A 24632-nucleotide genomic window follows, 5' to 3' on the forward strand; every position below is an offset into this window, starting at 1 on the left:
CCCGGGCGCCGCCGGTATCCCTGTTCCCTGGGGGTACCCCCAGGGAACAGGGATACCGTTGTTAATTAATTTAAAATGGTATACTTTTGAAATGAAATAGTGGTATACTTTTCAGTTGAAATAAACATGATATTGAGTTCTATTCCTACCAGGAGAGCAAGGATATATCAGAAGGCTATAAGAAGAAGAAGAATGTTGTACTGCGAACAGGTCTCAGTAAGCAGTACTCAGACAAGGCAGATCTACTCATTGGATTTAAAGACGGTGACCAGGATCGCTTCTTCTATCTACCATTACTAATTAAATTCAATAATAAGTACATAAATGAATATTGAAGAATATGGGCGTAATGCCTTAGTAGAGCACGAAGATGTAGTTTTCTCCTACGAGGTGTCAGAGAACCCAAGAGACTTAGAGCAGTCCAGGATAACCAAGGGTGAGGAAACATTAGACTGGACCAATGCCAATAGGCAGTATACCATTGATAATTGGCGCATCCTACCTTATGGTGATAACAATGATCTACCTACGGTAATTAGAGATGCTGTAGCTAATAACTCTAAAGTACCTGGTGTAATTAAAAAGAAGACCGGTATGCTATGGGGCAAAGGCCCTAAGCTATATAAAGAAAACTTTGATGATAACTTCCAGTTAAGACGGGAGTGGACCCACGATGCAGAGATAGAAGACTGGCTGGAGAGTTGGGATTGTAACGACTATCTACATAAAGGTTGCGTAGATTACAATCATATAGAAGGAACGTTCTCTAAGTTTTATCTTAACCGTGGTGCCAGGATAAATGGTAAGAAGAAAATTTCCAAATTGGAGCATATATCTCCAGATAAAAGCAGGTTGGCCACTCGTTCTACTAATCAAATTATAAAGCCAGATCACGTTATTATAAATGACTGGAACCTGAACCACGTAGACCATCTCACTAATTTCAAGGTATATCCTTTATTTGATTTAAGAGCTCCATTCGCTTATAAGAATAGTATTTTCTATTCCAATATGTATAGCTTCTGTTCCGATTACTATACGGTTCCGGATATCTATGGTTCATTAGAATGGATCAGAAGATCTACTGCAGTCCCACTTATTCTTAAGGCACTTAGTAAAAATTCAATCAATGTAAAGTATCATATTACTTCTCCCCAATCCTTCTGGGATATGAAAGAAGATCAACTCAAGAGATTAGCCGATGAAGCTGGAAAGGATTATAAAGAGCAGGATCTAATTGATTATCAAAAATCTTACTTGCGTAAAATAGCGAAAGTACTTTCAGGAGATAAAAATGCAGGTAAATTCTGGCACACTGTAGATACGGTTTTTGTAGATGGCACAAGCCTTAAGGAGCAGGGATGGACAATCAAGCCAATAGACCAGAATATAAAGGATTTTGCCGATGCTCAAATTAAAATAGGCGAGGTCGCAGATAGATCAGCTTCAGCCGGTGTCGGTGTGCATAGTGCAATAGGTGGCACTGGTAAAGACGGGAATTCAGATTCAGGTTCTGAACAACTCTATGCGCTTCAAAATTATATGATGACGGGCATTGATATACCTGAGATGATCGTAACAAAAGCCGTGAACTATGCTATTAAAGCCAATTTCCCAAAGAAAAAATTAAAACTCGGTTTCTATCACGATCAACCACAACGTGAGCAAGACAAATCAGAGAGAGACCGACTTAAAAATCAGAAGCCATCATGAAGCTAATATTCAACGACGAAGAATATGCAAAAGATATTCTTTCATTTTTAGATGCCGATTTCCAGGTAAAAGAACTTACCGCCGAATTATACACCGCTAGCCGGGAAGTTTACAATCTAATTGGGCAGGAAACTTATTCGCATATACAGGGCTTATCTGTCAAAGAGGAAGAAAAATCAGAGGATGAAGCCTTCCTCCTATTCAATGCTAAATACGCTATTCTTTTAGATGCTTGGAGGCATCACGCTCCATCCAGAGATCTTAGTCATACGCTTAATGGTAGAAAGATGCGTAACGATACCAATGAGAAATCGGCATTTGAGTGGATGGTGAATAACGATAATGAGAACCTGGAGCGTAAATATTATCATTCTCTGGACACTTTATTAAATCTTCTGGACGAAACCAATCCTGTTGTAAAAACTGCAGAAGGTGAAAATCCTGATATTAAATGGAAAAACACTGAAGCCTATAAGTCTACCTACAATGTGTTTGTGCGGACTACCAAAGATTTTGAAGCATACTTCCCTATTCATTCTCGCTACCTGCTAGAGAAACTTCAACCAGGTATGAGTAAATGCCAGCGCACAGAAATTAAAAGCAGGCTTGGAGCAGAGCGATACAATGCGCTCCTGGAACTGGCAAAAGATGCTTCTGAAGACGCAGACAACGATCTAATAGAGCTTATAAAAGAAGCTACGGTTTATTATGCAATGGCCTGGGCAATTCGCAGACTTCGTGTAACACTATTGCCGGAAGGTATTTTGCAAAAATACAAAGGCGAAAGAGTTAATTCTAAGAACTCTAAACCACCTGAGAAAATGGAAGCTGAACTGGCGGCGCAGTCTTTTGACCAGGACACTAAAAAAGCCCTTCTTGCTATTGAAGATTATTTAAAACCAAAATTGACCGAGACTGAAGCTGCAGCTGTGATTGTATCAGAGCCCAATTACAGTTTCGATGATGATGATTCCTTCGTATCCACTTAAAATTATATATAATGGCCAAATTTTTTAAACCAATCATTGAATTCTTCTCTTCTATCTGGAACTGGAGAAAGAAAAAGCGTTTTAATTCTATAAACGATAAGCTTGAAACTAAGCTTAGAGACAGAACCAAGGAGCGCCGTGAGTTTATTAGCGAGTTTAAGTTTGAACTCCGCAAATACCTAAGGCGTGATGCTTCCGGCAAGTACATTCCCATTAAAGGAAAGAACAAAGCCGAGATCTACGAGCACGTAATGCATAAGCACGGTACTCGCCTGGAGGAACTTGATCTTAAATTTTCTAAGGATCTTCAAATTAAGCTATGATTTTAGAAATTCCAGAAACTGGGCGAAGAATAGAACTTCCTGAAGATTTACAGCAATGCGATTCACGCCAGTACGCCGAAGCCTGCTATCTTCTTTATAAATATCGCCAGGATAAAATCTCCTATGAAGATTTTAGGATAGATATGGTTTACAAGCTCCTGAATATTGAAAAAGGAAAACGCAAGATTTCTGAAGAAGAGCAATTGGAAATGTCGGCCAATATTTACCGTATTTCAACCTTTATAGATTCATTCTTTGAAGAGGAAGAAGAAGGTAAATTAACTATTAAGCAGTACTACATTAATAATCATTCCCGGGTAATTTCTGACGCTTTTAAAACCTGGTACGGTCCCGAAGATGGTTTTGATGATATTATCTGGGAGCAGTATATAGATGCCCTTGAGATCTACAGCCTAATCGAGCAGGATTTTAAAGAAGAATACCTGTATAAACTAATGGCTACGTTTTATTTTGAAAAGGGTAAGAAGTACGATTCATCCAAAGTAAGCGAGAATGCAAAGCATTTAAAGCACGTTTATTTTGGCCGTGTGTATGGCTTTTTCCTGCTGTTTGCCAGTTTTCAAAAATACCTGTTCTCAGCTTCGGTATTTGTCCAGGGCAAATGGTTAGATCTCTCCATCCTTTTTGAAGATGGTGATACTAAACAGGAAGAAAGTAAGATTCCCGGTATCGGGATGAAGGCTGTAGCACATAGAATTGCAGAGACCGGTATCTATGGCCCAATGCAAAAAGTAAATAAAACCAAGTTCTGGGAGATGATCATCTTTTTATATGATATCAGGAAGCGGGAAAAAGACCGTGCCGCCCAGGAGAAATCTAAAAAACGAAATAAATGATACTAATCCCAGAACTTAGGCAATACGTTACAGATACCGATGAAGCCCTACCCGAAGTTAATTTCTCTAAGGTAGTAGTGGTTAAAGAAGAACTGGCTAAGTTTCTTAGCGGTGTTCGGGTAACCGATAACCAAATTATGATTGCCGTAATGCCAGATGCCAGGACAACCGGAAATGATGTAGATGCCTTAAAGCTTAGAAATAGTTTAGGTTTTTTTTTCCTCGAGAAAACCGATTATAGTGCAACCAGGCAGGACGAATGGTTAGATGTATTTGAAAGAACACAGGCAACAGCTTTAAAATTTTTTAATAAAGTGCTGGACGATTCTATAGATGGCCCCTGCGGCTTTGTTAGAGATCTCGTTGTAAGCAATATCAGCATTAATCCGGAAAGTAATTTACTGGGCTGTAATGGCTGGAGCGTGGAGCTTTCTTTTGATACTTCTGTTTAAAAGTAGTTTTAAAGTTTACTTTTTTGTATATTTGAGAAACAATCAAATATTACAATTATGACACAAGAAGAAATTGAAGAAGCATTTAATGAAGCTGTAAAAGAACGCGGAATTGGTAAAAAACTTGATGTTTCTAAACAATGTGTGTACAACTACCGCCACCGCACTACAGATGCAGCCAAAATGCTTGAAGTACTTTGGAAGCTAGATAAATTAGAACTTAAAATAGAATGAGATCTTTAGAAGATAGGGAACGCTTAAGCGACGATGTTTTAAAAGGCCGGTTTACTACCCAGGTTCTCAAAGAAGAATCTGAAAATATGGACCAGGCGCAAGAAAGCCTTATGGCCCGCCGTGGCTTTCGCAGTCAAGAATTCTATAACGATCGTAGTTACCAGGTAAACAGTAATACTTTAGAATATACCCACCTTGGCCGCCATAGGTTTGTAGATATGCGCACCAGGGATTCTAAAGACGGGAAAAAAAGGAAGAAAAGCCACCCAATACACAACCGTATTCTCTTTGGCCACGCCAACAATATTATTAAGCAGCTCCATTTTGGTTTTACCAATGCCGTTAAAGAAAAGCTGGCCAAAGATTTTTCATAGTTTACATATATGTAATTAATTTTCATATATTTACAAACAGACAGAGGTGTCTATTCAATTATTAGATCTAAAAGCAGTCCACCCCAACGGCTGCTTTTTTTGTTTTTATATTGTTTGGTTAACAAAAATCTTAATTTAAAATGGAAAAGTTTTTAGAAGAGCTGGAAATGCTCGACTCCAAAGAAAACCAATTAGCCACATTAGATCATCTTCTCGAGGTCTATCTTACCAGTAAAGAAGCTAACCACCAGGAAGAACGTATAGACACTATGGTACTTGTTGGTAAACTCCGCGAGTTGTTCCTTTAAAATCCCCGCAGTGCCCTGCCACTGCTTTTTTTTGTAGTTTTATTGACGGTAACAATAAAACTATTAAAATGAAAAAATTATTTACACTTCTACTTATTCTATTATTCACAACTACTTATGCTCAACGGTTAGATTCCTATGAAGCTTCAAATGGTATCGTTTATAAACCTGGTGATACTGTACAATTAGGTATGGGTTCCGGTATGCAAGGTAGCTTTGTTCACCTTCAGTTAGGAGGTTGGGCTGCCGGTAGTTCTACACAAATTGGTGCTAACTATTCTAATTTAGGAGTAGTTATTAAGAAAATTAAAAAAGGAAAACTTAAAGGAATTGAAAAAGTTTATTTTGTTGTGGGAGGTGGTAATATTACAAACTACAATCTAATGATCGAAGAAGCTATTCAATCTTGCGAAGTTACACCTTGTCCTAATCAATCAACTAATTCTGTATCGTCAGAAGATAAATATGATAAGTTGGCTAAGATTAAGAAGTTATTTGATGACGGTGTATTAACGGAAGAAGAGTTTGAAGCCGAAAAAGCTAAGATTCTGAAAAAATAATTACATTTGTCCTGCACGACAAAACTTAACACTATGATTTCGAAGTTTAAAATTTTAGCCCAAGGGAGCGCCGGTGAAAGTCCGGTTACTTCAAAAGTTATGCTTTTGTCGTGCACCACCCTTGGGTATTTTAAAAATTCACTTTTATGCACGACAAAAGCGAGTATTACCGAAATCAGGAAGACATTGTGTCCCGGGAAGGAATTCCAGTTGAATCTGGTAGCCTCTGGGAATTTAAAGACAACCAGTTAGTTCTGGTAGATGATGATCAGTACGCATCAGTAGATATGGATGATCAAAAATTTAAAAAAGAATAAACCTAAGCCCCTGCAATTGTAGGGGCTTTTTTATTGTCACACCTTAAACGCTTTATAGGCGGTAAACTTGTTGAAAGTTTATTCCCTATGGCCAAGCGAATTGTTGATGAAGAAATGCGATTCTCCGTTGTTATTAATGGCAACGAAGCGCAAAAAGAATTGTTCGATTTAGAAAAATCAACCAGGGATCTCACCAAGAGAAATAAAGAGCTTCGGGAAGAAAAGAGAAAACTTTCCAGGGCAGGAAAAAAAGAAACTGCAGAGTATAAGGCTCTGGACAAAGAGCTTCGCCAAAACAACCGGACTTTAAAAGAAAAACAGGCAAGGATGAGCGCCCTCCAAAAAGAAATTGGAGTAACAGGCCTCACAATGAATCAGCTTTCAAAACGCGCCTCGCAACTTCGCCTGCAGCTTCATAATATGGTGCCGGGAAGTGCTCAATATAATCGGTACCAGGCAGAACTAAAACAAGTAGATGCCCGGTTAAAAGAATTGAGAATGAGTGCCAGGGCAACCCGTTCTTCTATTGGAAGAATTGCTGATGGTTTTAATCGTTATGCAGCTTTAGGTGCTTCAGTAATTGCTACAGGAACCGGGATGGTGCTTTCCATTCAAAAGGTTTTAGATTATAACTCCAAACTTTCAGATTCCCAGGCCGATGTTCGTAAGACTACAGGTCTTACTAAAGAAGAAGTAGACGATTTAACCAAATCGTTTGGTGCATTTACCACCAGGTCTACCAGGCAGGAACTTTTAAAACTTGCCGAAGAAGCCGGAAGGTTAGGGATTACCGGTGTTAAAAACCTTCAGGATTATGTTCAGGTGGCCAATCAGTTAAAAGTGGCCCTTGGTGATGATCTTTCAGATGAAGCTATTCGGGAAGTAGGTAAAATGACCAATGTTTATAAAGTTGGCGAACAAACCGGGAAAGACTTTGCCCAGGCAAATATGGCGCTTGGTTCATCTATTAATGAGGTTTCTGCCAGTGGTGCCAATAATGCCCAGTTTCTAGTAGATTATTTAAAACGCCAGGCCGGTGTTGCTGCTCAAACCAAAGTAAGTGCTGACCAAAACATAGGTTATGCTGCCACCTTCGATGAAATAGGCCAAAGCGCTGAAATCTCAGCAACGGCAATGAATAAGGTGTGGATAGATATGTTTGAAAATACAGATCGCTACGCCAAGATTGCCAATATGACCTTAGAAGATTTTAGTGCGCTTCTAAAAACCGATGCTAACCAGGCAATGATAGCTTTTCTTAAAGGCTTGAATGGCGCCAATGGCGGTATGGAAGAAATGGTAGAAAAGCTTTCTAAAATTGATGTTGGCGGTGCCCGCGGTGTTCAGGCTTTATCTGCCCTGGCAAATAATACCGAGTTACTACAAAAAAGACAGGAGACAGCTGCCAAAGCCCTGGAAGAAGCAACATCGCTTACTGAGGAATACGAAGTAAAAAATAATAACCTTGCTGCTACTCTTCAAAAAGTTCAAAAACGTTTAATTGGGTTTGTTTCTTCTGAAGCAATCGTACAATGGTTGCAAAGCGGCATTGAATGGTTTGCTAAATTCATTGGAGCTTCAGAAGATGCTTCTGGTGAAGTTACCGTATGGAGAAACCGGCTTCTGGCTGTGGTAAAAGTTCTGGCCGTGGTACTTGCTGCAGTACTCTCTTATAACGCTGCTCTTAAACTTACTGCGCTTTGGACGGCACGTGCCAGTGCTGCTACAAAAATTCATTATGCATTATTGGTAGCCCAGGAAGTTGCTACTAAATCCCTGGCTATCGCAAAAGCTTTACTAACCGGGAATATTAAAAAAGCGGTTATTGCCTACCGGGCGCTTACTGCCGCAATGGCGCTTAATCCTATTGGTGCTGCATTAGCTGTTGTAGGGGCAGCTGTTGCGGCTTATTATGCTTTTGCAGAAAGTGCAGAGAAAGCAGCAACCAAACAAAGCTTGCTTTCTAATGCTAGTAAGAAAGTAGCTAATGATATCGCTTCAGAAAAGAATGAAGTGGAAGCCTGGTTAACCGTAGCTCGTGATGCCGATGCTAGTAGGGAAGCTAAATTGGTGGCCATTAAAAAACTCAACCAGATCTCTCCTGAATATCTGGGCAATCTTAACCTGGAGAACATTGCCACAAAAGAAGGGGAAAAAGCTTTAAAAGAATATACCGATGCTCTTGAGCGTGCATCAAGGGCTAAAGCATTAAAGGCAATGCTGGACGAAAAAACCCAGGAATTAATAGAGCAGGAAAATTCGAGTTTAGAAGATAATATAGATTTCTGGGATAAAGCCTGGGCTGCTCTTAAAGGTGGTTTTAATCCTGCCTCAGTACAAAATAGCTTATTAGAAAAAGGACTTAATACACGTAAAGAAAATATTGAAGCCACCAAGGCTGAAATTGCTATTCTAAAAGATCTCTATGCCGAGCAAATGAAGGAGAATACCAAAGATGGTGATCCTTCTCCTTCTGGTCCTAAAGATGGTGATATGCAAAACATTGAGGGTACTTGGTTTATTTTTAAAGGTGGTAAATGGGTAAGATATGCTCCCGGCGGCGATGGAGACACCGGGGATCCAAAGAAATCATCTTTTAATCCTAGTGCAAGTACAGAAGAAAAAAACCTGCGTAGAATTCAGGAAGAAAATAACAGGCTTATAGCTTCCTTAATAGACGATAGCTTTAAAAAAGAAATTGCCCAGTTAGAAGCTAATCACCAGGCGAAACTCACTCAGATCAAGGAGCAAATGATCGAGGAAGCGCAAATGCGCAACCTTGATTTAGAAATAGATAAAGCCCGTGCCGGTGGTGACGATAAGCGAGCTGAAGAACTTTCCAAAGTAAAAGAAACCTGGGTTCAACGTAACCGGGAACTCAATCAGCAAATTCAGCACGAAGAAGCTATTCACCAAAATGAACTTGGTACCATAATCCAAAAAGGACTACAAGACCAGGCGAATAATGTACAGGAGCAATTTGAGCGTGAGCAAAGGCAAAGGCAAATAGCGCATAATGTAGCTTTGGCCGCATTAGGCAACGATAAAAAAGCCAGGGCAGCACTTCAAGAGCAATTCAACCGTGAAGAAGCTGAAAGGGAAGCTCAACATTTAAACGATCTCCTGGCTCAAATGCAGGGTATTATTGACAATGGTGAGTTTAAAGGCTTTGATTTAGAATTATTATCTGAAGAAGAAAAACAGCAGCTGCTTGATTTTCTTGACGAACTGGGAATTAAACTCAGTGAGATTAAAGGCGGTGGCGCATTATTAGGAGGTGGAGAAGAAGGCCTCTCTTATGGCGGTTTTGATATCCTTGGCTTTTCTGTAGATCAATGGGATGCGACTTTTGAAAATTTAGATACGGTAAGCCAGAAAATTGAAGCTGCGCAAACAGTTGTCCAGGGCTTAATGAATGCCTGGGGAATGTACCAAGATTTTCAGGCAAAAAAACAACAGGTAGAGCTTCAAAATTTTGAGCGTACCCAACGTGAAAAAGAAGACCGCTTAAGACGCCAGTTAGATACCGGTAGAATTAACCAACGCCAGTACAATCGTGCCATTGAAGAAATGGAGAAAGAAACTCAGCGTAAACGTGCTGAGATGGAATACAAGGCGGCGAAGCGAGAGAAAGAAATGATGATGGCCCAGATTGTTCTTAACACTGCTGCCGGTGTTGCAAAGGCAATGGCGCAAGGTGGGTTTGTTTTAGGTGTGCCGTGGGCTGCTGTTATTGCCGGTTTGGGTGCTGTTCAATTAGGTTTAGCCGCTGCAACTCCCCTACCCGCTAAAGGGTATGAAGAAGGGCTTTATCCTGTACAACGGGAACAGGACGGTAAAATGTTTAATGCCAGTTACGGTGGGGAAACCCGCAGTGGGATGGTAAATAAACCCACACTTTTCCTTGCCGGTGAAGGTGGCCAACGCCGGCCAGAGATGATTATAGACGATAAAGCCTGGAAAAAGTTTGACCCTGCCCTTCAGGATACTATTCATAATGAAATTGCACGGGTTAAAGGTTTTGAGACCGGCTACTACAAAAGAGATCAACAGGTTTCCGGTAGTGATGTAAGTTCTCAGGATAACACCCCTCTTTTAATGGTGGTTTCCCGTGCGGTAGATGTTCTAGACCGCCTGGAACAAAATGGAGTAATAGCTTACCTGGAACGCGATATGGAAAACGCCCGCAAGATGGACGAAGACATTAAGGAGTATAACAAATGGAGAAATTCAAATAAAAAATAATGGCCTACGATACCTTTAGTACTGCAAAAGTTTTTAGTAATGAGTTGGTAAATATTCTTAGCAATAAGCTTATATACCGTATAAATAATGAGTTCGCGGCAAATAAATTAGTTCCTTATAACGATTTGGCAGCTATTCTCGCCGGGGATCCTGTTACGGCCTTACCGGTGGTTTCCCTGGCCACTCCAGATACTGCAGTTTATAACTGGCTGGTTAAAAATCTCAAGGATATCATCAATGTGCAAACGCAGCTCTCTTTTCAAAATAGAATTCAGGTAGTTACTGCCCAGGCCTTTTTTGAGATCTGGCTAGATGCTGCAGTTACACCAACCGCAATTGCCGGGCCTTATAATATTCCCCTGGCAGATCCGCAGGTATTTACCGAGAGTTTAGAGAACGATCTATTTTACCAAAATTGGAAATCTGAGGTAGAACCACCAATTATTCTTTACTATATGGTTGGCGATCCTGCACCGGCTTCTATTGAAATCCCTGTACAAATAGAAAACCATTTTGCAACCGAAGACCCGGGAAAATATAGCTCTTTTAAAGCTTATGTAAATCTTTTAGCCTGGCTAGGAGATTACGAAAATTTAAACTTAAGTGGTAGTGATCTGGCAACGGCCGGTGGTTTACTCCTTACAGAAAATAACCTGGAACAAACAGTTACTTTAGGCTATCAAAACCTTAGCCTGGTAGACCCGGGAAATTACAATGGTATTATAGAATTTAGGGTAGATGGCGTTAGAACAGATTCTGGCCTTACCGATACCAAAATTTCTTCTTTACGACTTTTTGTAGAGTTACGGGTAATTGGACAAGACCAGCTAATGGTGAGTGCCGATAGTTTGAAATTTGCTCACGTAAAAAATCAGTTACCATTACCACCCAGGGAATTTGATATTTTAACCACCGCAAATTTTGAAATTACTATTCCTGAATATTTTGAAATTACCGGCGATGGGAATATTGTATATGATGGCGAAACCTGGGACGGTAAAAAGAATTACCTGGGCACTGGTACCCAAACCATAAAAATTGCGTTACTAGAGGAATTCGATTTTTATGAACTCTCGGTCTTAAATGATCAGCTTAGAATTAAGAATTTAGATTATACAGGGTTTATGATCTTCCCGCTTTTTGTGCCTCTTACCGCTTATTTATTTGAGCAACACGGTTTTCAAATCACGCCAAATGCCTTGGAATATTTTGCCATTAAAGGCGTGCAAAATTCTAGTGCTATAGATACCGTGGTAGTAAGTACAGAGAGTTATGTGATAACTGCGCCCTACTGGATAGAACTTTCTGCCTCGGCAGGAGAGTATTACCAGGAACTAAGCATTAAGCCTATTAATGTAAATAACCTGGTGGCCGGTTTCTATCAGGATGTAATTTTGTTTACTTCAGATAATGCGGTTTTTGAACTGCCGGTAATGCTTAGAGTGGTAGAAAGTATAGATGTAGGTTTCGCTACAGATAGGCTCAATTTTACGAACGACGAGGAAGAAGTAACCAATATCTATTCCAATCAAAGTACCGAAAGGGCTTCAATAGCACTTGAGATTACCAGGTTTGATTACAGCAATTTTGCAAAAACAATAAGCAACACTTTTAAAGGGGCGTTTTTTGAAAACAAAATGAGCCTACACCTTGGCAATATCATTGGCCGTGCTTTTTATACGCCGCAATCGCTTTTTGAAATTATACCTGAAGCGCTGGAAAACTACCAGGTATTTCCCTATTACCGCCCGGCTAATGTTACTATTAATCTAAGCAAAGAAATTAGAAAAACGAGCTTTACCAGGGAAGAAAAGAATTTTGAGAATGTGAGTTTTCTAAAAGGCCGTACTCCGCAGAAGTACCAGGCTAATTTTGGAATTCTTAATTACGATTCACAACCGGTGCGCGTAACCAAAACAAGCAAAGCAATATTCAATTTTGTGAAGCAATTTGGGAGCCAGCAAATACTGGTAATGCGAAATAATATTACCCATAAAACTATTAATCACACCCCGGGCAGTAACTCGGTGTTCGGATTGGCCATTTTCTTCAGTGAGTTTGCCCCGGGGGATGTGATTGAAGTAAGACTGCCTATAAATGAAAACGATTATTTCTCACAGCAATATTTAATGTTTCCAGATAATAAAGCCAGTCACCAGGTATTCTTTTTAAGTGAATATAATACGGTAGAGTGTTTAGAATTCACCGGCGCTATGCGATTGGGAAGCAAATTTGAAGCTATAAGCAATACCACTTTTAAAGACCTGGTGGAAACCGTGCAAAACCTAGAGGTTAAAAAAGAGCTCAGCCTTACTATTAACACCGGGCATTTGCTTAAAGTTTCCGCAGGAATGGTAGAGCAAATTTTAAGGAGTAAAAGAGTGTGGTTGGAAAAAGAAGGCCGTGAGATCTCTCTTACCCCTGTAGTTAAAGATTTTTTAAATGAAGATAGTGAACAGGCTGCTTATAGCTATGATGTAGAATTTGTAATAAACCGAAAGAATGATCTTCAAGTTTACAACGGATCAGTTTGATCTAGACCTATACGGTAAAAATCTAAATATTGTAAAGGAAAACCACTGGTTTACAGATCAGTTTTTTTCGCAGTATTCATTTCCTTTTCAGTTTAATATTGAAGACGATCTTAATACAAAACTTGGTTTTATAACCGACTTCTCATCATCTAACAGTAGGAAAACTTTTGATGGGTATCTTCAGCTATTTGGCGAAGAACACGAAGCAAAACTAATTATTGGCCGCTGCCAGGGAAAAATGGTACAGGGAAAAATCAAGTTTGGTTTTGAAGATTTCCCGAATTTTGAAAAGAAACTTTCAGAATTACCATTACACAAAGAAGATTTTGTGGGGACCATTCAAGATTTTGCTGCCAATATTGTAAACCAAACCTGGCCTGCTGTAGACTATAATTTTCCTGCTGTAATTACCGATGCTATAGATACTAATTCTGAACAGTGGCAATATTTTGAAGGCCTTATTAATAATTACCAGGCAGGCGTATTTATTGAAAATGAATATGACGAAGTTAACGATGAGCAAGTAAACCGTAACCTGATGCAGCCTATGCCCTATTTGCTGCACGTTTTAAAACAGGGGTTTTCAGATGCCGGTTTTAATCTAAAAGGCGATATCCTGGAAGACCCAGAGCTTAAAGAAGCTTTGCTGGTTGTGCTTTCAGATTACTATTCCAATATTTCAGCTGATGGACAGGAGTTTGAAATGCTGGCAGATGAGTATGACGAAGTTTATCTTATGGGTCCTGCGGCTCCAGGTTGGAGTGATGGTGTGCAGGCAGGTATTTATAACGCAGAAATACAACTACTGGAACCAGGTATTTATAATATTTCGGGAAGTGCAATATTGCGGGTAGATGGTACAATAGCTGGAAGCCAGATTAAAATAAATGATGAAGTTATTTGGCAAGATCTTCAAATTTATAACGAGTACCGCGAGTTCTATTCTAACATAGACAGGAATTTTGAAATTAGTGTAGCCCAGGGCTCTGCATCGCTTAAGTTCTTTTCAGAACAAATGGCCTATGCTATTATAGACGAGTCCCAGGATCCTAAAGCAATGATCTTTGATGTGACTATTACCAAGGTAGCGGGCTACGATGCTAATGGAGAATTAATACCTGCTTTAATTACTCCGGAGAAAATAGATCTCACTAAGTGTGTACCGGATATTACTTTTGGCGAACTCGTTAAAGTAATTAAGAACTGGAGAAATTATGATTTGAATATTTCTGGCAACGATGCCATTATGAATAAGATTCAGAATGAAATGGAAGCCGGTGAGATTATTTCATTGGAAGAATTTGAAGTAAAAGAACCAATAAGGGAATTTTACGAAGACAAAAGTTTTCTGCTGCAGTTCCAGGAACAAAATTCAGATGATTATAGTTTTGATAAAATATTTGTAGACAATGCCGGTGCCAGGACATCATCTTTTGTGAAAGATGAAGAAACCAGTGAGATTACTATTAATGGCATTCCGCTCCCGCAAAAACAGCAAGGCCCATTTTTTACGGCTCATTTATATACAGAAAATGCTTCCCTGGTTGCATTGGCACTTTTTGGCGGACTGGCCAACGCTACAAACGCAACTAAAGATCCTAAGAACTTATTGATTCCTGCAATCTATAGAAGCGATTATGAAATATGGATAGATTTCAGAATACATTCCGAAGGAACCGAGTGGACATTTATTTGTGATGCAGAAAAAGCAGCGGAAATTAAAAAGAAGTCCAGGATCTATGCGTATGGTAAATATCATATTATTCGGCGTGTATCAAAAAAGAACCAGACTTTAGATCTTTGGGAAATTACCGTAGAGCAGGATGGGCGGCATTAATTACCAAAGATTATCCATAAGCTTAATTTTTTCGCAGGCTTCAGCCTCCACAATATGCACGTAGATCATTGTTTCCGTAATTTTAGAGTGACCTAATAATTTCTGCAGGGTTTGTACATCGCCGCCCATTCTTAAAAAATTGGTGGCGAAACTATGCCTGGCCACGTGAAAACTAATCCGTTTATTTATTCCGCAGGTATTTGCTATATCTTTAAGCACCCGGTTAATTTCTTCGTTGGTGACCTTCTTTACAAACAATCTGGGCTCTTCTTCTAAAATAGCTTCAATTTTCTTTGATTTCCTTATCCATTGTTTCTTCCCTGTCTTCACGGCATTAAATGTAAAGGAGTCCTGTTCTACGTGTTCTCGCTTTAATACCTGAACATCTGAAATTCTAAGTCCGGTAAAACAGGAGAAAAGAAAATATCCTGCCACCAGTTTATGGCGCGGATTCACAAATTCGGAACTATAAAACCGATAGATTCTATGTATCTCATCTGGCTTTAGATCTGTGCGATCTCCCCTGGTAGAACCAACTTTAATATCACAGGGATCTAACGGCATTCTTATTCCTGCTTTGTGAGCGGCAGTAACAAACTTTTTAAAGCTTGCCATATTAGATTCAATAGTTACCTGGTCATTTCCTATTCCGCGTAATCGAGATCTTAGTTTAATTATTAATTGATCATCAATCTCGGTAAAGTAGATTCTTTGTTTCCATTCTCTAAGTTTATTAAGAATAGATTTATGGCGTCTAATGGTCCCGGCGGCCAGGGTGTTTTTCTCCAGTTCTATTTGATGTTCCATAAATGCAAGGAAATCTATTCTAGGAATGGAATTATTAAATTCTTCTACGAATTTCTCCAGGGAAAGTGTTTTCTCTGCGAGCCTGTACATTGTTTTAATACCGGTAATCTTAGATTCTACATTTTCGATAATCAAATTAATATCGCGAGAATTCATATCTGTTCCTTTAACCCTGGCATTTTTTGGATCCCAATCTTTTGAGTTCACATAAATATCAAGCGCAATTCTTTCTCGAATAGAATTTTTTGAAGCGTGAAGATAGAGCAGTGATTTCCCTTCGCTGTTCACATAACTTCTTTTTACAATTTTAGTTCTCATTGACACAAACATTTTTCTTGTGTCAACTCTTGTGTCAAAAACGAGGTCTTGGTGCATAATTCAGTACATTTTGGAGTGAAAATAAAATAGCGGTACCTCAGGATTCTCCTGTGATACCGCTTCTTTTACTAAATGTACTGTTACCGTGAGTGACCTTGCCAGGATTCAAACCTGGAACCTCCTGAGCCGTAATCAGGTGCGCTATTCAGTTGCGCCACAAGGCCATTAAAATATCACTTTTCCTAGGTGGTTAAGCGGCTGCAAATATATTATTATTTTTATAATCTGAAAAGAATCTTCAAGTTTTTTGATCTAAATTATCTCTGCACTTAATCCCTCTTCCAGTAATTTTGAACATCTGGGTTTTAAATCATCAAAAGAACCGGTTTTCACAATACATTTTCCTTTGTAATGAACCAGGATAGCGCATTGTTCTGCCTGCACAGGAGTATGCTCGCAGGCATAGATTAAAGTTTCTATTACGTGATCAAAAGTATTGTAATCGTCATTATAAAGTACGATCTCATTCTCCTTCTGCGTAGTGGTCTTTACTTCTTCTAATACTTCTTCTTTAGTACTCATCGTCATTTACAATTTTAAAGCTTCAAAGATACAAATTATCTATAAAATGCTTACACTGAAAACTTTACAGCAACCCAATTACTTCGTTCAATATGTTCTATATAATTTAAACCTAATTTCTGGCAGGCTTCTTTTATCACCGGGATATCCTCTTCGTAAAATCCGCTTAAAAAAAGATTTCCGCCTGTTTTAAGGCAATCTTTATAAATTGGAAGATCCCTAAGTAAAATATTACGATTAATATTAGCGAGGATCATATCATATTTTCTATCCTGTAGTAATTCGGCGCCGCCCTCTTCAACATTAATATTATCGCAATCATTCCTACCCACATTTTCCAGGGTGTTTTGGTAACACCAATTATCAATATCTATGGCATCTACAAACTTTGCCCCTTTCATACTTGCCAGAATCGCTAAAACGCCAGTTCCGCAGCCCATATCCAGAACCGCTTTATCATTCCAGTCGTTTTTTAAAATATGCTGAATCATCATATGTGTGGTAGCGTGATGCCCGGTCCCGAAAGACATCTTTGGCTCAATCACGATATCAAATTCAGTATCGAGTTCTGGATGAAATGGCGCCCTAACACTACAAATATCGTCTACCATAATGGGGCTGAAATTCTTTTCCCATTCTTCATTCCAGTTTACCTGCTCAATTTCTCCTTTGGAATAGGTAATTTCAAATTCATCAGATTGTAAAATATGAACCCCTGCCAAAAGATCATCTTCATATTCTTCGGCAGGGATATAGGCTGTAAGCCCGTCTTCTTCTTCCACAAAACTCTCAAAACCCAAATAGCCAAGCTCTGCCACCAGTATTTCTGAAGCAGGCTGAAGCGGCTCTATTTTAAACTTGAATTCGAGATAATTAGAAGACATATTAAAAGGCGTTTATAATTTCAACAAAATCTACAGCTTTAAGGCTGGCACCACCAATAAGTCCGCCGTCTACATCTTCTTTTGCAAAGATCTCTTTAGCGTTCGCAGGTTTTACACTTCCTCCATAAAGGATAGAAACATTTTGTGCGATTTCATCATTAAATTTTTCTGAAATATTCTTTCTGATAAAAGCATGCATTTCCTGTGCTTGCTCTGGAGAAGCAGTTTCTCCCGTTCCAATAGCCCAAACCGGCTCGTAAGCCAATACCACATTTTTCCAATCTGAATCTGAAATCTGGTATAAACTCTCCTGAAGCTGTTTCGCTACAAGATCAAAATGTTTATCGCTCTTTCTATCGGCAAGTTCTTCTCCAAAACAAAAGATAATTCTCATCTCGTTTTTAAGGGCGGCATTTACTTTTTCAGCAAGTATATCATTAGTTTCTCCAAAATGCGCACGCCGCTCACTATGGCCTAAAATTACGGTATCTACACCAATACTTTTAAGCATTTTTGCCGAAACTTCTCCTGTATAAGCTCCATTTTCTGCCTGGTGCATATTTTGCGCCACAACCTGTACCGGGGTATCTTTTAAACCCTGAAAAGCCGAATATAAATTAGTAAAAGCGGGTGCCACCATAACTTCGGCTTGCGGCTCCTTTACCAATTGCATTTTTAAATGTGAAAGCAGTTCTTGCGTTTCAGCAAGATCGTTATTCATTTTCCAGTTTCCGGCTACTATTTTTTTTCTCATAATTTCTTAGTTGATTTTATTTATTTCCGCGGAAAAAATCCGCACATCTACAAATATATTGATAAGAATAAACATAGCTGCGCCCAAGCCGAATGAAGATTGGCTTTTTACCAATATTTTAAAAAAACTTAAGGATGATTTATAATTTTATATCCTCAGCATCAAACCAATGCTTTTTCTGGGTAATTGTGCCGCTCTCTAAAACTAAAAGTCCTGGGTTAGACCTTACAATTGTCTGTAAAACTTTTTTATCTACCTGGTAAAATTCAAAATCTAGTTTGAATTTATTGATAATTTTTTCCTGATCTGCATCATTTGAAGCAGTTAAACCAACTACGTTATAACCCTTTTCATCAGCTTCGGCCGCAAGTTTTTGAATAGCTATAAATCCTTCCTGCTCGGTATGCGAGAGATCATAGGCAACCACCAGAAAAAGCTTTTCGGCATTAAGAATTTGACTGGTCATAACCTCGCCATCTTTTTCTATTTCAAAATCCTGAATTGGTGGCACATAACCTTCTTCTACCATAGTAGTTTGCACTTCAACAAATTCACCTTCCTGGTTGGGATAACTTCCATCGGTAGTTACGTTTACCTCTTCGCCATTATGAAGAAACGTCCATTCGTATTCATAAACCGCTTTTTGAGCATCTTCAGGAACTTCCATTAACTCCGGAATGTTATTTCCAATTTTATAAGCTCTAAAATCAAGAACCGGTAAATGCATCAAAACGTGATAACAAAACCAAAAGGAAAGCATAAAAGACAAAAAGATAATCCAACGGTGAGAAATTGGGTTTAAAACCGGGGTAATCAATTTTCGATTAAAAAATAGAATTAAAATGAAAATGAGTAAAATCACGTCTTTTATAAAAGACTGCCAGGGCGTTAGCGGGATGGCATCGCCAAAGCATCCACAATCTGTCACCTTGTTAAAGTAAGCCGAATAAAACGTGAGAAACGTAAAGAAAACGATCATTAACAGTAGGCTCCAAACGGTGAATTTGGGCAGGTAGCCTATTAAGATCATTATTCCTACTACGAGCTCAAAAACCACTAAAATAATGGCAATTACCAAAGAGTAAGGCACCAGAAATTCCAGTCCCAAAACTTCCGGACTAAAATATTCCTGGAGTTTGTAAGAAAATCCCAGCGGATCGTTGAGTTTTATAAATCCTGAAAAAATAAATAATACGCCAACCAGCACCCTGGAAATTCCTACTAATAATTTCATTCTGTTTTATTTAAATAATGCTTTTATCTGCAAAAAAGTTACAAAAACTAGTCTTCGTTGTCATTTATAAGGATCATAGCAAAAATTGAATAATTAATCATATCCTGGTAATTAGCATCAATCCCTTCGCTAACTAAGGTTTGTCCTTTATTATCTTCAATTTGCTTTACACGTAGTAATTTCTGAATAATAAGGTCTGTTAACGAACTAACCCGCATATCACGCCAGGCTTCACCATAATCGTGATTTTTATTCATCATCAAAGCCTTGGTTTCGGCAATTTTTTCATCGTAAAGTTCTGTAGCTTCTTCTACCCCAAGATCGGGCTGTGCGACCACTCCTTTTTCCAACTGAATTAACGCCATTACCGAATAATTAATAATTCCAATAAATTCAGATTTTTCGTCTTCATCTACCTTTCTCACTCCGTTTTCCTGAAGTTTTCTTATGCGTTGGGCTTTTATAAAAATCTGGTCGGTAAGTGACGGCAGCCTAAGAATTCTCCAGGCGCTTCCGTAATCTTTCATCTTATTGATAAACAGGCTGCGGCAGGTAGCCACCACCGCGTCATACTGTTTTGAGGTATTCTGCATAAAAGAGATCTAATTTGCGTAAATTTCGTGCAAATATTTTAGATAGTAAAACAATATTAATCTAATCGTTTTTTACAAATCCTTTGAAATATTAATAATTAAGTATAACCTCCTATTTTCTAATATTGAGGTTTTATTTTTTTATACTTTGTAATGTTGATTTTTAAGCGGCCTATCGAAAATTTATCGTAAAATTTGAAGTGATGCACCGTGAAATTTTAGGCTGTTTGAGCTAAATTAATTTCTTTTTTTAGTTGAATTCTTATAGCGAGTTCCTAAAATTTAGGTGCTGAACGATAAATTTAGATAAAGTTTCGTAAGCCTAGATTTTTTTGGTTCTTTTTTCATCAATGGAAAAAAGAACAAGTATAAATTAATTAAAACAGAATTAATACTAAAACCGCATTTTATAATTTCTGAAGTAAGCTTTACTAATTCAAGCTTTTTTCTTCAGAATATTCAATTAAAATTCCACGGAAAATGACCATAAATTGCAAAGGCAAACTTATAGACCTTAACAGCCCTAAAGTGATGGGAATTATTAATACCACTCCCAATTCTTTTTATGCTGAAAGCCGAAAAACTTCGGAAAAAGATATTCTGAAACAAGTAGAAAAAATGCTGAAAGATGGTGCCAATTTTATTGATGTTGGTGGCTACAGCACTCCGCCCGGTGCTCCTAAAGTGGAGGAAACCGAAGAATTAAATCGTGTACTTCCTGCCATAGAAAATATTTTAAAAAACTTCCCAGAAGCATTAATTTCCGTAGATACTTTTAGAGCAAATGTAGCTGAAAAAAGTATTGAAGCAGGAGCGGCGATAATTAACGATATTTCTGCCGGAAACCTGGATCCTGAAATGATGAAAACCGTTGCCAAACACCAGGTTCCTTATATTATGATGCATATGCGCGGCACGCCTCAAACTATGAAAGACCTTAATCAATACGACGATCTTTTGCAGGAAATATTATTTTATTTTTCAGAAAAAGTAAGTGAGGCGAGAGCTTTAGGAATCAACGATCTTATAGTAGATCCCGGCTTCGGATTTGCAAAAAATATAGCTCAGAATTTTGAATTGCTTTCTAAAATGGAACTTTTTAAAACTTTAGACCTTCCTATTCTTGCCGGACTTTCACGAAAATCATTAATTTATAAGACTTTAAATACCTCAGCGCAGGAAGCTTTAAATGGCACTACCTTTTTAAATACTATTGCTTTGAATAAAGGCGCTAATATTTTAAGAGTGCACGACGTAAAAGAAGCGGTTGAATGCACTAAATTATACGCAGAACTTAATAAGTAGCCGCATATTTTCTATTTTTACACAAAACCACGCTAATTTGGATATAATAAACCTTCGTTTTCTTGATGTTCTCGATATTGTATTTGTAGCCCTACTGCTGTATTATTTATACAAGCTGGTAAAAGGAACGGTAGCGGTGAATATTTTTATTGGGATCGTGATTATTTACTTAATGGGAAGCCTCACTCAATTGCTTCAAATGGAGCTTTTAAGCAGTGTTCTTGGCGAGTTTATTGGCGTGGGAATGTTTGCATTAATTGTGGTTTTTCAGCAGGAAATAAGAAAATTCCTTTTAATGATAGGTTCTACAAATTTTACTCAAAAAGGTAAATTCTTTACCCAACTTCGTTTTTTAAAAGGTGATTTGGAAACCAGCACCAATGTAGATGATATTATTTCTGCCTGTGAAACAATGGGCCAAAGTTATACCGGGGCCTTAATCATTATTCAGAAGAATACGAACCTTGATTTTGTAAAGAATTCGGGGGACGATATGAATATTGAACTCAACCAACCTATTATAGAATCAATTTTCTATAAAAATTCACCGCTTCACGATGGTGCGATGATAATTGAAGACAATAAAATTACCGCTACCCGTGTTATTTTACCCGTTTCTAACGATAGGTCTATTCCGTTAAGATTTGGATTGCGTCACCGTGCCGCCGTGGGTATTACTGAAAAAACAGATGCCCTTGCACTGGTAGTAAGTGAAGAAACGGGACAAATTTCTTATATAAGAGATGGGGAATTTGTGATGTTTGAAAGTAACGAAGAACTTATTGAGCGAATTAAGGAAGATCTTCTATAATTCTACAAAGATTCTTCAGCCATAAACTGAACTTCGTAAAGGTTTTTGTAATACCCATCTTGCTTCTGAAGCAACTCGGTATGAGTTCCTATCTCTACAATTTTACCGGCATCCATAACCATAATCTTATCGGCTTTTTTAATGGTTGCAAGTCTGTGAGCAATTACAATAGAAGTACGTCCTTTCGTAATTTTATCGGTTGCTTCCTGAATTAAAAGTTCGCTATAAGTATCAACTGAAGACGTTGCTTCATCCAGAATCAAAATACTCGGATTACTCATATACGCCCTTAAAAAAGAAATAAGCTGGCGTTGACCTGAAGAAAGCATAGCTCCACGCTCTTTTACATTATAATGATAGCCGTTTGGCAGCGTATTAATAAACTCGTGTATACCGATTTGTTTTGCGGCCTTAATTACTTCCTCTTCAGTTATATCAGGATTATTAAGATTAATATTACTCAAAATGGTATCGGCAAAAAGGAAAACATTCTGCAACACCACGGCAATTTCAGAACGCAGGGATTCTAAAGTAATATCTTTAATATCAATACCATCAACCAGAATTTGCCCGCTTTTTATCTCATAAAAACGATTCAGCAGATTAATAACGGTAGATTTTCCTGCACCGGTAGCTCCCACAATTGCAATAGTTTCCCCGGGATTCGCTTTAAAAGAAACACCTTTCAGCACCTCTTCATCATCGGTATAACTAAAACGCACATCTTTAAATTCAATTTCTCCTTTAAGATCGCTTACTTCAATCTTACCTGTGTTACTTATTGAAGATTCGGTATCCAAAATTCCAAATACACGATTAGCCGCTACCATTCCCATTTGCAGTGTATTAAATTTATCGGCAATTTGGCGAAGGGGTCTAAATAATAATTGCGATAATTCAATAAATGCGATAATTACCCCCAGGGTAATTCCGTCATCGGCTACAGCTCGCAGTCCACCGTACCAAACGATCAAACCAATGGTTATGGAAGTTGCCATTTCGGCAATTGGAAAGAAAATAGAGTTATACCAAACTGTCTTTACCCAGGCATCACGATGTTTCCCGTTTATTTCTTTAAAATTATTGTATTCTGCTTTTTCGCGGGTAAAAAGCTGAACGATTTTCATTCCTGTAATTCGCTCCTGAACAAAGGTGTTTAAATTGGCAACCTGGGTTCTTACTTCTTCAAAAGCAACTTTCATTTTCTTTTGAAATACACGAGTAGCATACATAATTAGCGGAAGCACCGTCAAAACCAACAAGGTCAACTGCCAACTCTGGTAAAACATAAAGCCTATTACCACCAACATTTTTAGAATATCACTGATAATCATAAAAAGCCCCTGGCTAAAAATACTGGCAATAGTTTCAATATCACTTACGGCACGAGTTACCAAACGCCCAACTGCCGACTTATCAAAATAAGTCATTTTAAAGTTGAGCATATGTTTAAAAAGGTTAACACGCAGGTCTCTAACCACTTCCTGCCCTAACCAGTTGGCGAAATACACAAAAAGAAACTGAAAAATTACTTCCAGCACTAAAACCCCGGCCATTAATCCTACATAAAAAACCAGGTTATCATAATCCTGCGGCGTAATTGCATCGTCTACAGTAACCTTTAATAAATAAGGTCGTAAAACAGCAAAAAATGAAAGCAAAATAGCAGCAACCGCCACAAAATAGAAAGTTACTTTGTAGGGATTAGTGTATTTAAGCAGGCGCTTAAATAAATCAAAATCGAATGCGTTACCTGTTTTAGATGCCATTTATTTTATTGCTATTTCCGGATAAGTAACCTTTGTAAGGTATAATGCTTTTGCAGGCACCGAAGTTCCTGCCTTACTCCTGTCTTTACTTTTTATAACCTTGTGCATATTTTCAATAGGTTGCTTTCCCAAACCAATTTCCAGTAAAGTTCCCACAATTGCACGCACCATATTTCTTAGAAATCTGTCGGCTGAAATATGAAAAACCAACACTCCATTTTCAATTTTCCAAACCGCCTCAGTAATCTTGCAATTATAGGTTTTTACATCGGTTTTAGACTTTGAAAAACACTTAAAATTAGTATAATCCTTTAAGATTTCTGCGGCCTTATTCATTTTTTCCATGTCCAGCTTATTCTTCAAAAAATAACTTCTATCTTCTAAAAAAGGATCTTTATGCTGAACGATATGATATTCATAACTTCGGCTTAAAGCATCAAAACGAGCGTGTGCATCAGGCTTCACTTTAAAAAAATCCCGTAAAGCTATGTCTGCCGGAAGCAAGGAATTCATTTTAAACTGAAAAGCCTCCTTTTCAAGTTCGTGATTGGTATCAAAATGCGCAAAGATCTGCTTTGCGTGCACACCGGCATCGGTTCTGCCCGCGCCAACAATAGCTGTTTTTTGTTGAAAAACAACCGAAAGTGCCCGTTCAATTTCTTCCTGAACCGAAATGGCGTTTGGCTGATTTTGCCAACCGTGATAAGCCTTTCCAAAATATGCCAGTTCTAAAAAATACCTCAACCGAGTTCTTTATTTTTATATTTGCGAACTGCAAAGATAAGGCATTTATTAGAAGCTTAAATCCTTTGAAGGCATCGGTTTCAAAATG

The 24632-nt window shown here is 38.3% G+C and carries 23 protein-coding genes and 1 tRNA gene; 15 read left to right on the top strand and 9 right to left on the bottom strand.

Annotated features, from left to right (window positions below):
- The first annotated feature begins 324 nt into the window (after positions 1-324).
- The 13 genes from J0871_RS16995 to J0871_RS17055 all read left to right on the top strand — a co-directional run bounded on the left by J0871_RS16995 (position 325) and on the right by J0871_RS17055 (position 14743).
- Positions 325-1713 (top strand): hypothetical protein, encoded by a 1389-nt coding sequence (locus tag J0871_RS16995; RefSeq protein WP_208226397.1) that lies wholly within the window; start codon positions 325-327, stop codon positions 1711-1713.
- On the top strand, positions 1710-2702 hold the full coding sequence (locus J0871_RS17000) for a DUF6712 family protein (protein ID WP_208226399.1): 993 nt from the start codon (positions 1710-1712) through the stop codon (positions 2700-2702). Before J0871_RS16995 ends, J0871_RS17000 begins: the two co-directional genes overlap by 4 nt.
- 11 nt (positions 2703-2713) lie before the next feature.
- Complete coding sequence (locus J0871_RS17005; protein ID WP_208226401.1) at positions 2714-3025, top strand: hypothetical protein; 312 nt, start codon at positions 2714-2716, stop codon at positions 3023-3025.
- Positions 3022-3882, top strand: a complete 861-nt coding sequence (locus J0871_RS17010; RefSeq protein ID WP_208226403.1) for a hypothetical protein — start codon at positions 3022-3024, stop codon at positions 3880-3882. The genes J0871_RS17005 and J0871_RS17010 overlap by 4 nt, the downstream gene beginning before the upstream one ends.
- The gene (locus J0871_RS17015) at positions 3879-4334 is read left to right on the top strand and encodes a hypothetical protein (protein ID WP_208226405.1); all 456 of its coding nucleotides are present in this window, start codon (positions 3879-3881) and stop codon (positions 4332-4334) included. The genes J0871_RS17010 and J0871_RS17015 overlap by 4 nt, the downstream gene beginning before the upstream one ends.
- Positions 4335-4391: 57 nt before the next feature.
- The gene (locus J0871_RS17020; RefSeq protein ID WP_208226407.1) at positions 4392-4568 is read left to right on the top strand and encodes a hypothetical protein; all 177 of its coding nucleotides are present in this window, start codon (positions 4392-4394) and stop codon (positions 4566-4568) included.
- Entirely contained in the window at positions 4565-4942 is a 378-nt protein-coding gene (locus J0871_RS17025) for a hypothetical protein (protein WP_208226409.1), read from the top strand. The genes J0871_RS17020 and J0871_RS17025 overlap by 4 nt, the downstream gene beginning before the upstream one ends.
- 140 nt (positions 4943-5082) lie before the next feature.
- Positions 5083-5250 (top strand): hypothetical protein, encoded by a 168-nt coding sequence (locus tag J0871_RS17030; protein WP_208226411.1) that lies wholly within the window; start codon positions 5083-5085, stop codon positions 5248-5250.
- Between the two features lie 68 nt (positions 5251-5318).
- Positions 5319-5810: an SHOCT domain-containing protein gene (locus tag J0871_RS17035; RefSeq protein WP_208226413.1), complete on the top strand. Its 492-nt coding sequence runs from the start codon at positions 5319-5321 to the stop codon at positions 5808-5810.
- Between the two features lie 146 nt (positions 5811-5956).
- Positions 5957-6127 (top strand): hypothetical protein, encoded by a 171-nt coding sequence (locus J0871_RS17040; protein ID WP_208226415.1) that lies wholly within the window; start codon positions 5957-5959, stop codon positions 6125-6127.
- Between the two features lie 87 nt (positions 6128-6214).
- Positions 6215-10372, top strand: coding sequence for a phage tail tape measure protein (locus J0871_RS17045; protein WP_208226417.1), 4158 nt, complete (start codon positions 6215-6217; stop codon positions 10370-10372).
- Positions 10372-12906, top strand: a complete 2535-nt coding sequence (locus J0871_RS17050) for a hypothetical protein (RefSeq protein ID WP_208226419.1) — start codon at positions 10372-10374, stop codon at positions 12904-12906. The genes J0871_RS17045 and J0871_RS17050 overlap by 1 nt, the downstream gene beginning before the upstream one ends.
- On the top strand, positions 12875-14743 hold the full coding sequence (locus J0871_RS17055; protein WP_208226421.1) for a hypothetical protein: 1869 nt from the start codon (positions 12875-12877) through the stop codon (positions 14741-14743). The genes J0871_RS17050 and J0871_RS17055 overlap by 32 nt, the downstream gene beginning before the upstream one ends.
- Here J0871_RS17055 and J0871_RS17060 read toward each other — a convergent pair whose 3' ends face one another.
- From J0871_RS17060 to J0871_RS17090, 7 genes are all read right to left on the bottom strand, one after another.
- Positions 14744-15868: a site-specific integrase gene (locus J0871_RS17060; protein WP_208226423.1), complete on the bottom strand. Its 1125-nt coding sequence runs from the start codon at positions 15866-15868 to the stop codon at positions 14744-14746. It abuts the gene before it with no gap.
- Positions 15869-16018: 150 nt separating this feature from the next.
- Positions 16019-16092, bottom strand: a tRNA-Arg gene (locus J0871_RS17065).
- A gap of 88 nt (positions 16093-16180) precedes the next feature.
- Positions 16181-16450, bottom strand: coding sequence for an ATP-dependent Clp protease adaptor ClpS (locus J0871_RS17070; protein ID WP_075327808.1), 270 nt, complete (start codon positions 16448-16450; stop codon positions 16181-16183).
- Positions 16451-16500: 50 nt separating this feature from the next.
- A complete protein-coding gene (prmA, locus tag J0871_RS17075; RefSeq protein ID WP_208226425.1) occupies positions 16501-17334 on the bottom strand; it encodes a 50S ribosomal protein L11 methyltransferase in 834 nt (277 codons plus the stop codon).
- 1 nt (position 17335) lies between these two features.
- Positions 17336-18088, bottom strand: a complete 753-nt coding sequence (tpiA, locus tag J0871_RS17080) for a triose-phosphate isomerase (protein WP_208226427.1) — start codon at positions 18086-18088, stop codon at positions 17336-17338.
- 139 nt (positions 18089-18227) lie between these two features.
- Positions 18228-19322, bottom strand: a complete 1095-nt coding sequence (locus tag J0871_RS17085; RefSeq protein WP_208226429.1) for a BT_3928 family protein — start codon at positions 19320-19322, stop codon at positions 18228-18230.
- A 47-nt stretch (positions 19323-19369) separates the two neighbouring features.
- Positions 19370-19915: a DUF1599 domain-containing protein gene (locus J0871_RS17090; RefSeq protein WP_208226431.1), complete on the bottom strand. Its 546-nt coding sequence runs from the start codon at positions 19913-19915 to the stop codon at positions 19370-19372.
- Positions 19916-20395: 480 nt separating this feature from the next.
- Between J0871_RS17090 and folP the strand changes: the two genes are divergently transcribed.
- Positions 20396-21220: a dihydropteroate synthase gene (folP, locus tag J0871_RS17095; RefSeq protein ID WP_208226432.1), complete on the top strand. Its 825-nt coding sequence runs from the start codon at positions 20396-20398 to the stop codon at positions 21218-21220.
- A gap of 37 nt (positions 21221-21257) precedes the next feature.
- Positions 21258-22031, top strand: a complete 774-nt coding sequence (cdaA, locus tag J0871_RS17100) for a diadenylate cyclase CdaA (RefSeq protein WP_208226434.1) — start codon at positions 21258-21260, stop codon at positions 22029-22031.
- Between the two features lie 2 nt (positions 22032-22033).
- On the opposite strand, the gene J0871_RS17105 is transcribed toward cdaA, so the two are convergent.
- On the bottom strand, positions 22034-23800 hold the full coding sequence (locus tag J0871_RS17105) for an ABC transporter ATP-binding protein (RefSeq protein ID WP_208226436.1): 1767 nt from the start codon (positions 23798-23800) through the stop codon (positions 22034-22036).
- Entirely contained in the window at positions 23801-24544 is a 744-nt protein-coding gene (gene truA, locus J0871_RS17110) for a tRNA pseudouridine(38-40) synthase TruA (RefSeq protein WP_208226438.1), read from the bottom strand.
- Positions 24545-24632 lie beyond the last annotated feature (88 nt).

The sequence above is a fragment of the Salegentibacter sp. BDJ18 genome (assembly GCF_017579965.1).
GTDB lineage: Bacteria > Bacteroidota > Bacteroidia > Flavobacteriales > Flavobacteriaceae > Salegentibacter.

Bases quoted from the DNA above. Each gene is read 5' to 3' on its own strand.
- J0871_RS16995 (WP_208226397.1), top strand. From the start codon at position 325: ATGAATATTGAAGAATATGGGCGTAATGCCTTAGTAGAGCACGAAGAT.
- J0871_RS17000 (WP_208226399.1), top strand. From the start codon at position 1,710: ATGAAGCTAATATTCAACGACGAAGAATATGCAAAAGATATTCTTTCA.
- J0871_RS17005 (WP_208226401.1), top strand. From the start codon at position 2,714: ATGGCCAAATTTTTTAAACCAATCATTGAATTCTTCTCTTCTATCTGG.
- J0871_RS17010 (WP_208226403.1), top strand. From the start codon at position 3,022: ATGATTTTAGAAATTCCAGAAACTGGGCGAAGAATAGAACTTCCTGAA.
- J0871_RS17015 (WP_208226405.1), top strand. From the start codon at position 3,879: ATGATACTAATCCCAGAACTTAGGCAATACGTTACAGATACCGATGAA.
- J0871_RS17020 (WP_208226407.1), top strand. From the start codon at position 4,392: ATGACACAAGAAGAAATTGAAGAAGCATTTAATGAAGCTGTAAAAGAA.
- J0871_RS17025 (WP_208226409.1), top strand. From the start codon at position 4,565: ATGAGATCTTTAGAAGATAGGGAACGCTTAAGCGACGATGTTTTAAAA.
- J0871_RS17030 (WP_208226411.1), top strand. From the start codon at position 5,083: ATGGAAAAGTTTTTAGAAGAGCTGGAAATGCTCGACTCCAAAGAAAAC.
- J0871_RS17035 (WP_208226413.1), top strand. From the start codon at position 5,319: ATGAAAAAATTATTTACACTTCTACTTATTCTATTATTCACAACTACT.
- J0871_RS17040 (WP_208226415.1), top strand. From the start codon at position 5,957: ATGCACGACAAAAGCGAGTATTACCGAAATCAGGAAGACATTGTGTCC.
- J0871_RS17045 (WP_208226417.1), top strand. From the start codon at position 6,215: ATGGCCAAGCGAATTGTTGATGAAGAAATGCGATTCTCCGTTGTTATT.
- J0871_RS17050 (WP_208226419.1), top strand. From the start codon at position 10,372: ATGGCCTACGATACCTTTAGTACTGCAAAAGTTTTTAGTAATGAGTTG.
- J0871_RS17055 (WP_208226421.1), top strand. From the start codon at position 12,875: ATGATCTTCAAGTTTACAACGGATCAGTTTGATCTAGACCTATACGGT.
- J0871_RS17060 (WP_208226423.1), bottom strand. From the start codon at position 15,868: ATGAGAACTAAAATTGTAAAAAGAAGTTATGTGAACAGCGAAGGGAAA.
- J0871_RS17070 (WP_075327808.1), bottom strand. From the start codon at position 16,450: ATGAGTACTAAAGAAGAAGTATTAGAAGAAGTAAAGACCACTACGCAG.
- prmA (WP_208226425.1), bottom strand. From the start codon at position 17,334: ATGTCTTCTAATTATCTCGAATTCAAGTTTAAAATAGAGCCGCTTCAG.
- tpiA (WP_208226427.1), bottom strand. From the start codon at position 18,088: ATGAGAAAAAAAATAGTAGCCGGAAACTGGAAAATGAATAACGATCTT.
- J0871_RS17085 (WP_208226429.1), bottom strand. From the start codon at position 19,322: ATGAAATTATTAGTAGGAATTTCCAGGGTGCTGGTTGGCGTATTATTT.
- J0871_RS17090 (WP_208226431.1), bottom strand. From the start codon at position 19,915: ATGCAGAATACCTCAAAACAGTATGACGCGGTGGTGGCTACCTGCCGC.
- folP (WP_208226432.1), top strand. From the start codon at position 20,396: ATGACCATAAATTGCAAAGGCAAACTTATAGACCTTAACAGCCCTAAA.
- J0871_RS17105 (WP_208226436.1), bottom strand. From the start codon at position 23,800: ATGGCATCTAAAACAGGTAACGCATTCGATTTTGATTTATTTAAGCGC.